At 44.8% G+C, this 12,155-nt stretch carries 8 protein-coding genes; 1 reads left to right on the top strand and 7 read right to left on the bottom strand.

Going from position 1 to position 12,155, the window contains the following annotated elements:
* Positions 1-62 precede the first annotated feature (62 nt).
* From thrC to fmt, 3 genes are all read right to left on the bottom strand, one after another.
* Positions 63-1,484, bottom strand: coding sequence for a threonine synthase (gene thrC / locus IOD06_RS08210; RefSeq protein ID WP_194620516.1), 1,422 nt, complete (start codon positions 1,482-1,484; stop codon positions 63-65).
* Positions 1,485-1,530: 46 nt separating this feature from the next.
* Positions 1,531-3,120, bottom strand: coding sequence for a transcription antitermination factor NusB (locus IOD06_RS08215; protein WP_194620517.1), 1,590 nt, complete (start codon positions 3,118-3,120; stop codon positions 1,531-1,533).
* Positions 3,121-3,186: 66 nt separating this feature from the next.
* On the bottom strand, positions 3,187-4,278 hold the full coding sequence (fmt, locus tag IOD06_RS08220; RefSeq protein ID WP_194620518.1) for a methionyl-tRNA formyltransferase: 1,092 nt from the start codon (positions 4,276-4,278) through the stop codon (positions 3,187-3,189).
* A 417-nt stretch (positions 4,279-4,695) separates the two neighbouring features.
* Between fmt and IOD06_RS08225 the strand changes: the two genes are divergently transcribed.
* Complete coding sequence (locus tag IOD06_RS08225) at positions 4,696-7,542, top strand: response regulator (protein ID WP_194620519.1); 2,847 nt, start codon at positions 4,696-4,698, stop codon at positions 7,540-7,542.
* 47 nt (positions 7,543-7,589) lie between these two features.
* Here IOD06_RS08225 and IOD06_RS08230 read toward each other — a convergent pair whose 3' ends face one another.
* The 4 genes from IOD06_RS08230 to mnmE form a co-directional block, all read right to left on the bottom strand.
* A complete protein-coding gene (locus IOD06_RS08230; protein WP_194620520.1) occupies positions 7,590-8,264 on the bottom strand; it encodes a riboflavin synthase in 675 nt (224 codons plus the stop codon).
* 445 nt (positions 8,265-8,709) lie between these two features.
* Positions 8,710-9,780: a bifunctional diaminohydroxyphosphoribosylaminopyrimidine deaminase/5-amino-6-(5-phosphoribosylamino)uracil reductase RibD gene (gene ribD / locus IOD06_RS08235; protein ID WP_194620521.1), complete on the bottom strand. Its 1,071-nt coding sequence runs from the start codon at positions 9,778-9,780 to the stop codon at positions 8,710-8,712.
* 305 nt (positions 9,781-10,085) lie between these two features.
* Complete coding sequence (gene nrdR, locus IOD06_RS08240) at positions 10,086-10,562, bottom strand: transcriptional regulator NrdR (RefSeq protein WP_010197173.1); 477 nt, start codon at positions 10,560-10,562, stop codon at positions 10,086-10,088.
* Positions 10,563-10,654: 92 nt separating this feature from the next.
* Entirely contained in the window at positions 10,655-12,094 is a 1,440-nt protein-coding gene (gene mnmE / locus IOD06_RS08245; RefSeq protein ID WP_194620850.1) for a tRNA uridine-5-carboxymethylaminomethyl(34) synthesis GTPase MnmE, read from the bottom strand.
* Positions 12,095-12,155: the final 61 nt, after the last annotated feature.

Below are 12,155 nucleotides of genomic sequence, written 5' to 3' on the forward strand. Positions count from 1 at the left end.
TAACTTTTATGTGGACGCTTGTTTAATGGTTAAACAAAGCTAATAACAAGTCCAGCGTTAATTCAGGCTGGATTTGGCCTGACATGCTGACGAATTTGCTCAGCGACTTGCTCAGCGTCATTATCTAGCACCACCACGTGCTGTGGTAAGCTCTCCAAGCCTTCGGTATGCGCTGGGCGAGCAATGTCTATTGGCCCAATCGCTTCAACGATCGTGTCAGCAAATTTGACGGGTAACGCTGTCTCCGCACAGACAATGATTTCACCATCCAACTGTAGCTCTTTGGCGACCTTGATACCGTCAGCAGTGTGTGGATCGACCAGTTCACCGTGTTGCTCATACAGTGCTTTGATAGTCTGCAAGCGGTCGTTATGGGTAGACTTGCCAGCAGCAAAACCGTAACGGCTATTGACCGCATCCATCAAGTCAGATAAGTCAAAACCTTGACCAGATTTTACCCCTTCAAACAACTCATGAACGCGCGCGCTGTCTTTTTCTAGTAGCAAATAAACAAAACGCTCAAAGTTGGACGCTTTGGAGATATCCATCGATGGGCTTGAGGTAATGTAAGTTTTTTCAGTCGGGCGCGGCTGATAAGCACCTTGGTTAAAGAAGTCATTTAGCACATCGTTTTCATTGGTAGCGACAATCAAACGATCAATTGGCAGTCCCATTTCACGAGCGATGTGACCGGCACAGATATTACCGAAGTTACCCGATGGCACGCTAAAGCTGACTTTTTCGTCGTTATTGGCAGTCACGGCAAAATAGGCTTTAAAGTAATAAACGATTTGCGCAAGGATACGACCCCAGTTGATAGAGTTTACCGTGCCTAAATTATAAGCCGCTTTAAACTCAGCATCTTGCTGCAATGCCTTGACGATATCCTGACAATCATCAAACATACCTTCGATAGCGATATTATGGATATTAGCATCCGTCAAACTATACATCTGCGCACGTTGGAATTCACTCATTTTGCCATGTGGTGACAGCATAAAGACTTCGATATTTTCTTTACCACGTAGCGCATACTCTGCCGCACTACCCGTGTCACCACTAGTCGCGCCGATGATAGTAATACGCGCGTCTTTTTTCTTAAGCACATACTCAAAGGCATTGCCCAAGAACTGCATGGCAACATCTTTAAACGCCAATGTCGGACCGTTTGATAATCCTAGAATATACAAATTGTCTTCAAGCTTGCGGACAGGAACAATCTCATCAGAGCCAAACACCTCAGTGGTATAAGTGCGTTCAATGAGGTCTTGCAAATCAGCCGCAGGAATATCCGTGGCAAAACGCTGCATAATCGCCATCGCAAGCTGCGGATAGCTAAGCATACGCCATTCATCGAGTACAGCGCTATCAATGTTTGGGTAGTGCTCAGGCAACATCAAACCACCGTCTGGGGCAAGACCCATCAAAAGCACATCACTAAAATCCATCGGCGCTGTCTGACCACGGGTACTGATATATTTCATTAGATTGTCCTGTCTACAATAATGTTATTCAATAGTTAAAAACGGTTTATTCAGCAGTTTTGTGCAACAACGCATAATAGAAACCATCGCCACTCGCGCTATCAATCGGTAAGCACTGACGACCGATTGCTTGTTCGATACCCCAACTGCATTCCTCGGTAAACTCAATCGCTACCGCATCATTATGATGAGTGATAAAGTCCTGCATTTGCTCAACGTTTTCTTGCTTTAAGATAGAACATGTCACGTACAGCAGATAACCACCAGCTTTGAGTTGTGGCCATAAGTTATGCAAAATATCTGCTTGTAGCAGCGCCGTTTGCTCGATGTCTTCTTCGGTACGCAGGATACTGATATCAGGGTGACGGCGAATCACGCCAGTCGCGGTACAAGGAGAGTCCAATAATATCGCATCAAATACTGGTTCATTTGTCGCTGCTTTTTTATTCTTGCCATGCTGCCATCTGGTCGCATCTGCACAGACGATGTTCAATGCGATGCTGTTATCTGCTTGCTGCAAATCATGCTGACTTAAATTTAAGCGCTGTAAATTCTCACGAATACGCTCGATACGTGGTGCTTCGTTATCGATAGCTGTGACCTTGATATCAGTAATCGCAGGTGACGTTTCAGCATCATCTTGTTTCACGTGAAACAAAGATGACTCGTTCTTAGCGCTTATAAGTTCTAACCAGTGAGCCAGCTTGCCACCAGGTGCCGCGCAAGCATCTAGAATGTGTAGCTCATTATTATTACTTTCAGCACTGTCGCTGTCAGTATTCGCATTTTCAGCGCTAAGCTTAGCCATCAATGCTTGATTAATAATTGGTGCAGCTAACTGGGCATGCATGTCTTGAACGCTGGCAACCCCTAAAGCAAACTCAGGCAAAGCGTTAACGGCAGTGCTTTGATGTAGCCGGAGACCTTTGGTTGATAGCGTGGTAGCAGTGGCAGACTCTGGCGAATTCGCTATCTTAAAACCAGTCGTTAGCTCAACGATGTCTGCATCAATTTCTGCCCCATCGAGTGCTTGCTGATAATCCTCTACCGAAGTAACCGCCGAGTTTACTCGTAAAAACATCGGTGCGGGTTGGCGCAAGCCTTGTGTCAGCTCATCATACTGCTCGCTCCAATCTTGCTTAAGTTGATAAGCGAGCCAATTCGGTAGACTATGCTTTTTATCACACTTCTTACGGAATTTGCTTGGATTCTTAGCGACTTTGCGCAAAATAGCATTCACCAAACCAGTTGAATGAGCGAACTCAATCTCTTTGGCTGCTTCAACGGTTTCATGAATCGCGGCATGGTCAGCCACCTCTAAATACAGCAACTGTACTAAGCCTACTTGAATGGTGGTACGCACCTCAACTTCATCGATAGGGTTGTCTGCTAAAGTATCGAGCAAACGCGCCAGCGCATGCCATTGACGCAATGTCGTGAGCAATAGCGCATGGGCGAAGCCTTTGTCACCATCATGCAAACTATTCAATAATGGATCAAGGACGCTTGAGAGCGACTGACCGTTTTGAATAGCGAGCAAAGTACGAATCACGCGCACGCGCACACTGCCATTCATGATAAGGTTGCTTGACGGTTTGAGCTTATTGTTTCTTGGCGCAGTGCTGGTTTGTCTCATTAAATTTTATTTCCTTGACGTATGGTCGATAGCGTCTTGTGCAAGTAGGTTAAATATAAGTAAAAGCTATTTTGATTCTGTCGTAAATTGATCGCCATCATTTAGCTGATTGCCATGGCAAATTTGCTCAGCGGTCATCGGCTTACTGCCCGCAAACTGTAAATGAGTAATGGCTAAAGTCGTGGCTGATGATTCAGCTTCGCTCTCTTTGCCACAAGCGACTAAAATCGCTTTGCGTCCGATACTAATAACAGTGCCAACAGGCTCATTGGTTTGCTGCGATGCATTCACAGGCAAGCTGGCCAATACTTTGACGCGTTGCCCTGCCAAGAAAGTATAGGCACCCGGCCATGGGGTCAGTCCACGAATTTTTCGTTCAATCTCAGTAGCGGATTGCGTCCAGTCGATTTCGCCTTCAGTTTTGACCAGCTTTTCAGCATAGTTGGCTTGGCTGTCATCCTGAGATACAGCCTGTTTTTGGTAATGTACCAAGTCTTGTAGCACAGTGCCAATGGCAGTCGAACCAAGTTCAGCCATCTTATCATGCAAACTGGCGGCCGTATCAGTAGGCTCAATACTAGCACTGACTTTATAAAGCATGTCGCCCGTATCAAGACCTTTGTCCATCTGCATAATAGTAATGCCTGTCTCATCATCTCCGGCCAAGAGTGCACGATGAATCGGTGCAGCACCGCGCCAGCGTGGTAATAATGAAGCGTGAATATTTAGGCAACCATAAGTAGGCGTGTCCAATACACCAATAGGCAATATCAAGCCATAAGCGGCGACAATCATCACGTCTGGCTGATAAGTACGCAAGGTCTGCCGCGCCGCCATGCCTTCGGTGCTAGATTTTTTAAAGGTGAGCGGTTGCTCGACTGCGATATCATTGGCTAATGCCACTTGCTTGACAGCAGAAGCTGAGAGTTTTTGTCCGCGACCTGCTTTGCGATCAGGCTGGGTGTACACCGCGACAATCTCTATATTCAGAGATTCTTGTTGGCGAATCAAAGCCTCTAGGCTAATCGCTGCAAACTCAGGCGTCCCCGCAAATACTAGCCTTAAAGGGCTAGTACCCTGCTGAGCACCAAGAATGGGATTTTGCTGAGGTTTAGTAGAATCCATAGACAGATCAGAGGCGGAAGCAATTGTGTTCATAGTCATGCATTATAATATATGATTGATGTGCCCATTATAGGTGAGTTTACGACGTTGTGCCATGATTGTAATAGTGTCAATCCAGCGTTACTAATAAGGCCATTTATCTTTATAATAGCAATGAAGCCCATCACGATCTCTTTTTAACACCCTTTTATGAAGAGGTTTATATATAGGAAGTCTTTGTATTTGTACTACGGGAACTCATTATTGACACGTAGTGAATTTTTTATTCAATGATCTCTCGTTTGTCGTTTGTCGCTTGTCACTAGTAACACTAGGGCGTGTCATCATTTATAGTGAGCTAAACGACTTATCAACATAGAACAGACCCATAACAAGTGTCGCGCATTTATCAGATTGGTGACAGACTCATCATAATTGTATTTTATCGTTCCGATATAGGGTCAGGCTTTCATGCAACAGTTTCAGTCTTTACAGCGTTTGCTGCTCTTTTATACAGTGACATTGCTGGCCATGTTGTCACTGTATTACTTCGCGCAGTTTGATGACCTAAACACGCATAATCATCAGCAGAGTATAGACACGTTTGAGTCATTGCAGCATGCCGTTACTGAACACGCAGAACCTCTAAACTCTGACCTTCAAGAAATATTGACTGAGCCTTCTTTTGCAGGTGTCAGTTATCAGATTATTTCTATGATGCCATCTGGGCAGACTCATATTCATCGCTATGTCCGTCCTAATGAACGTGCATTTGCCACCGTCACCTTCCCTAATGTCCTTACTTCACTGCCTTCTGATAGCAATAATTATAGTGCCTATAAGCTCAACTCTAGTAATTTAACAGGAACCATTGAGCTTGAGAGTGGTCACAAACTCTATATCATATTACGCCACAAACCACTTGAGATAGACTGGATATCCTATCGCTATTGGCTACCGCTAATGACGGCGATCATGTTCTTCATCATGGCGTTACTCTATACATTAAATCGCCAAAGTAACTGGCAACAGCTGATAGCTTATACCGATAATTTAAGTAGCAAGGCGAAAGACGCTTATCTGCCGCCACCGTTTATTAACAAAAATTCTACGGCTGAGTTTTTGCGCCTAGGTCATGCGCTCAGTCGTATCAGTTACCAACTTCATAGTAACCACCGACGTATACAAACGCTGCAACATCGTCTTGAGCGTTTGGTTGAGCAAGCACCGCTACCGATGGTCATGATCATGCGTCACGGTCAGATCAGCTTTTTTAATCAACGTTTTGAGCAGATATTTGCCACCCCATTTCAAAGCGATACCAACTATCAATTGACGGATTTTGTCTCGGCTGACGATGAACCCACCCAGCTACTACTACAAAAACTCTCTAACTTGTATGTCACCCGTACTCTAAACGTTCACGGTCTAGAGAATCAACAAGCCTATCAGTTACACATTACCCCTTGGTTTGGTGAGCACGGACAAGTGCATGGCTTTACAGTGCTGCTTAATAATGTCAATGAAATCATCCATCAGAACGCGCATCTACAACAACAAAACCAACAGCTGCAAGGAAAAATCGACGAATTTAATGGGCTCAAACCCGCTATATATCATGAGTTGCATAGACCACTAGAGACTATAATCGACACTCTTGAAGCCATGAATCCCGAGACTTTTTCTGTCCAGCAGAATGCGGTGTTACAGATGCTAATGAGGTCGAGCGACTCTATGTTAACGAAGCTCAATGACATGCTGGGTGTAGGAGAGTTCGACGTCAAGAAAACCCGTCTTAGGATTGAGTCTGTCGACATCTACAAACTGGGACAACATGTCAATGACTTAGTCACAGATGATACTCGGCGACAAGGGCTCGAGCTGCATTACTTTTTTGCCCCCAGCTGCCCGCGTTATATCAATACAGATCACAAACGCCTATGCCAAATTTTGCTAAATTTATTAGACAGTACCATCACATCCACTCTTGCAGGCTCTGTTTCTCTGACGATTGAAGCCATTACCGACAACCCTTTACCATCAGCTACCAAGAATGAGCCGCTGGCTATCCACGAAGACAGCACAACAAAAAATCCGCATAACTGGGTGAAGTTTAGCCTACAAAGTACTGGGACGAGCAACCCATCGCAGCAGCAAGCACAGCATTTTACTTATATCAATCAAGCAAACAACCCAACCAACTATCCTATACAGCAGCCCTCTATTGAAGCAATTTTAGAACTCAATACGGCAAACAGCTTTGCACAATTATTGGGCGGCTTTATTGAGTCAAATAGCACCGCCGATGAAGGTATCAGCATTGATCTATACCTGCCTTGTCATCGTCCAAACTATCAGCCAGTCTATCGTTTTCATGAACAATTGACTCACATTCATCTGGTTGCAGTGATGAATCAAACGCTGGGTGCGGAACATTTGCAACGTTTGTGCGACTATCTATCCATACCAGCCACTATTCATACCTCGATCAATAGTGCGACCATTAGGCAGTTAACGAAACAGCTCTCCGAGAATGCGCAAACACTGGCACCCATTCTGCTACTAGATTATGAATATTATGAGAGCAACACTATCGTATTTCCTAAACCAGCAGAAGGAGACGATAAAACAATCAGTCATAACCGGCGTAAGGCCTTAAGCCAGTTACTGGCCACTATCTCGATGCCTAAAATACTGCTGAGCATGAAGCCTGAGCGCCGTATCTCCTCTGTACTGTTAGATCAATGTAATGGTTTTTTGGCCAAACCTTTAGACAGTGCTTTATTGTTATCTGAGCTGCTGCGCTTAACTCTTCCAGTCAGACAGACATTTGCACCAATCCAAAAAGTGAATAAAGAAAATGGCGCACCCGTAATAGAAATAGATAACGCGACCACAGATAACGCAATCACAGATACTGTCAACGATGCGATCGCAGCGCCGCTTATTTTAGTGGTAGAAGACAGTCCGACCAATCAAAAAATAGCTTGTAAGATATTAACCAAGCTTGGCTATCGTACGGTGGTCGCAGAAGATGGTCAGCAGGCGTTAAGTCAATTGCAAGCGCAGCATAAAGAGATTGCGCTTATTTTGATGGACTGCCGAATGCCGGTTATGGACGGCTTACAAGCGACTCAGGCCATTCGTGCACAAGGAAATGATATTCCTATTGTGGCGTTGACGGCAAACAATTCGACAGAAGATCGTGACGCTTGCTTTGCCGTAGGGATGGATGAATTTTTGACCAAGCCTATCAATAAAAATAAGCTGCAAATAGTGTTACAGAGCCTTATTAAAAATCATGAGGACACGCCTTAGTCAATATAAAGAATATGCTGAAAAACCCTACTTACTATTTTTACTTACTATCTCATAAAGCCATTATTAGCCAAGAAAGTCTCAGTGATATTACTTGGTGTACTTTGCGCTGTCTTACTGTCAGTTTGTGACTTGGTTAACAGCCGCTCCAAATAGCGCGCGACGATATCCACTTCAACATTAACCTTATCACCTACCAGCCAATGCTGAGCAATATTGGTGACTTGTGCGGTGTGCGGGATGATATTTAACGAGACGATATTATCGCGTACCAAGTTCGTGGTGAGGCTAATGCCATCAAGGGTAATAGAACCTTTGGTCGCTGTATAATGCGCTAGCTCTTGCGGTATCTCGATCTCAATATAGATAGAACGCGCGTCTTTTTGCAACTTACGTACGACACCAACACCATCCACATGACCTGCGACAATGTGGCCGCCAAAACGTGTGGTTGGCAACATCGCTTTCTCTAAATTGACGATATGACCTGGCTTTAAATCTTCTAACGCTGTATGCGCAATTGTTTCACGTGAGACATCAACCGAGTAATGATTGCTGCCAAAATCCACAACCGTCAAACAAATACCATTAGAAGCAATAGAGTCACCCAGTTTCACATCACTGAAATCTAAACCATCAGACTCTATCGTCAAGCGTATATCACCACCCGTAGGCTGCATGGATTTAACCTTTCCGACACTTTCTATAATTCCGGTAAACATATCAACCTCATCTCATTATTATATTGTCGTCATAGACAACGTATTGGCATTTATCAATATTGATGGCAACGTTTGCTTGCCTTAACTTTTAAGTGAAACACACAGCTTTTAAGTGAAACACACCTATTTTAAGCGTAATAGGGGATAAGTTGTGGATAAGTCATAGTAAATCAACCCTTATGTTATTAAAAACCTGTATTTTCACCAAGTTATCCACAGAAAATCAGAGTCGGCATAAAAACCTAAAAACTTTCATAATAAACCATAAAGCATTGATTTTTATACGTATATATTAACTTTGTTTCACATGAAACGGACTCTTCCGTTTCATGTGAAACAAAGTTATACACAGTTCCATGTGAAACCATAAATAGATTTACTAATTTATCCACATTCCGCACACATCTAACGCATATTGTGAGCAGGCCAGTGAGAGACAACCGAGTTATAAAGACAATAAGGTCAGTTTAAGATCAGCGCCAACTTGTTCATAACTATCGATATCAAAACGCAGCTGCTGCGCCAACGATAGTGGATTAAAGTCAACCATTGGGCGAGCCTGTGCTCCCAACAAACAAGGCGCTTGATAAACAATAAGCTCGTCGACCAGTTGCTGGGCTAGAAAGCTGCCTGCCACGCTCGCACCAGCTTCAACCAATACTTCATAACACTGATGCTCGCTGACTAAATTCTTTAATAATGCCATTAAGTTATCTTCGTGCCAATAAATCGTATCCGGTCGACGGCATAACTGATAATCAGACTGTAAGCTGTGCGCTAAGCGCTGACGTCTATCGAGCACGACAACCTTGGGAGCGGGAACTTGCTCAGATAGTACGCCCAATTGAGTTGAGCGTACATTCAGCTGTGGGTCATCAGCGATAACGGTTTCGCTACCCGTGATAATCGCCCCACTACGGGCTCGCAGATTTTGCACGTCTTCTCGAGCAGCAGGGCCTGTAATCCATTTTGACTCCCCTGTCGCCATCGCGGTACGACCGTCAAGACTGGTAGCAATCTTAAGGCGAACATAAGGCATCTGAGTGCGCATTGCTTTCAAAAATCCGCGGTTTAAGGCCTCTGCTTGCTGCGTTAATACACCAATAGTGACGTCAATACCTGCCTCTTCTAGTAAACGTACACCGCGTCCAGCGACTTGTGGATTGGGATCTAGACCTGCAATCACCACTCGCTTAACGTCCGCAGCAATCAGCGCAAGCGCACAAGGTGGCGTACGTCCTGTATGACTACACGGCTCCAAGGTTACATAAGCAGTTGCCCCTACTGCTCGCGTACCTGCTTCTTTCAGGGCAAACACCTCGGCATGAGGCTGCCCTACTTTCGGATGAAAGCCTTGACCGACAATAGACTCTGCCTGAACAATAACGCATCCTACCGCTGGATTGGGCCTCGTAGTATAGAGACCTCGCTTACCCTGCTCGATAGCAAGCATCATAAAATACTGGTCTTTAGCATTTTGTTCATGGTTTGAAAGTTGGTGATTTGAGAGCGTCATAAAGAGGTCACACTTAATAAGAAAGTAGCTAATAAAGACTAGGGTCTGTTGAACATTCAAATGTGGAACTGGCAGTGGCTATTTTTTAGACAATACGCAGTGAAATTTTTGACGCCTAGTCATTCTAGGGTAGACAATTTCGCCATGTATTGGCAAAAAATAGCCCTGCCCTGAAAGGCTGATGCTAAAATCACCCCAAACGTTGTTGTAAACCTAGCTAAGGTCTCGACATTATCATCAGTTTACGCCTAGTTTGATGCGATTTTAGCGATCAGCAGTCCTAATATTTGAATGTTCAACAGACCCTACTTAACGTTATCGTCAGTTTTTTCGGTGGGGCGGATGTTAGCGATTTCTTGATGAAAAGCATCAATGTCTTGAAAGTCACGGTAAACACTGGCAAAGCGTACATAAGCGACATCATCAAGCGTTTTAAGCTCGCTCATGATAATCTCGCCCAAGACCTTGCTGCTAATTTCACGCTCACCCATTTGCCGTACGCGCTTCTCTATCCGGCTAATCATTGCCTCTTGCTCATCAATCGTGATCGGACGCTTTTGTAGCGGCAAAAGTATAGAGCGGCGCAGCTTTTCATTGTCGTAAGGCTCAATTTTACCGCTTGATTTGATAATTCTTGGCATTACCACTTCTACCATCTCAAACGTGGTAAAACGCTCTTGGCAACTATTACAGGAACGGCGGCGACGAACTTGCGCACCTTCTGCCGCCAGCCGTGAATCAATTACCTTGGTCTCTGACGCATTACAATACGGGCAATGCATACTACTTTCCTTGTCTTAATATTAAAGGCGGCAACATCGACGATTTAATCGCGCGGCTCAACAAAGCCATTAATTATGCTGGCTTAAAAAAGCTATTTGCCAATACAAAAGCTGCCAAAAATTTTACCCAGTAGATCATCGGCACTGAACTCACCAGTAATCTCAGCCAAGCTTTGCTGAGCTTGACGTAAGCTTTCAGCCACCAACTCACCTGCCTGAAAGACGGTTAATTGTTCGTGTGCTTCTGCCAAATAGTCTGCTGTGCGTCTGAGTGCATCTAAATGCCGCGTACGGGCAATGAGACTGTTTTCGGGCGGATGAAAACCCACTTTAGCACACAACGCTTCGACCAATGTATCGATACCAGCGCCTGTTTCACATGAAACATTGACTTGTTCATAACCACGATTCTTTATTTCAATCTGTGAAGCGGACATGGCATCCTCGTCACTCAAACCGTTTAGTAAATCGCTTTTATTGGCAATAATCAATAATCGCTTAGCCTCTGGTAGCTTGCCAAATAACTGCTCAGCCAGCTGTAGTGGCGTACTTTCTTCTTCAAGGTCGCGGGTCACATCATAGACCATCATCAGCATATCAGCCTGCGTAATAGCGGTACGCGCGCGCTCAATGCCAATACGCTCTACGGTGTCTTCCGTCTCACGTAGGCCAGCTGTATCGGTTAGGTGCAGCGTCAAGCCATTCAGTACCACGGTCTCTTGTAGCGTATCGCGTGTCGTACCTGCGACATCAGTGACGATAGCGCGCTCTTGTCCTGCTAGACGGTTCAGCAAGCTCGATTTACCAGCATTTGGTCTGCCTGCCAATACCACGTGAATACCATCACGTAATAGCTGACCTTGTTTTGCGGTCGACAGTACTTGCTGTATCTTGTGCTGCGTGTTCTCAAGATTGGTTTGTATAACGCCATCAGATAAAAAATCAACATCTTCTTCATCGGGGAAATCAATGGCGGCTTCAACATGTAAACGCAGATGAATAAGCTGCTCAAGCAATTCATTAATCTTTTGTGAAAACTCACCACTTAGCGAGCGTATAGCACTACTGGCAGCGGCAGCACTGGTCGCATCAATCGCATCAGCGATAGCCTCTGCCTGTACCAAATCCAGCTTATCGTTGTCAAAAGCGCGGTAAGAAAACTCCCCTGCACTGGCTTGTTTTGCGCCCAATTCAAACACTCGTGCTAGCAGCTGATTTTGCAAAATCATGCCGCCATGCCCTTGCAGCTCAATCACATCTTCACCAGTAAATGAGTGCGGCCCCTTAAAGTACAACACTAAGCCTTCATCAATGGTCGTGCCATCCTCTTGATAAAAACGGCAAAAGCTGGCCATACGCGGAACAAAAACAGACTTACCAGTGAGCTGACAGGCAATGTCATAAGCACGCGCACCTGACAGACGAATAACCCCAACACCACCGCGCCCAAGCGGTGTGGCGATTGCGGCAATGGTGGCCAATCCAGATGACTTATGATTTTTAGAGGAATCAGGCTTTTCAGATGAGCCCAGTGCTAACGTCACTTCGACAGAATTCACGCTTACTCTCAATAGATAAAAACCCCATTATAGA

Source organism: Psychrobacter sp. N25K4-3-2 (genome assembly GCF_015351755.1).
Taxonomy (GTDB): Bacteria; Pseudomonadota; Gammaproteobacteria; order Pseudomonadales; family Moraxellaceae; genus Psychrobacter; species Psychrobacter glaciei.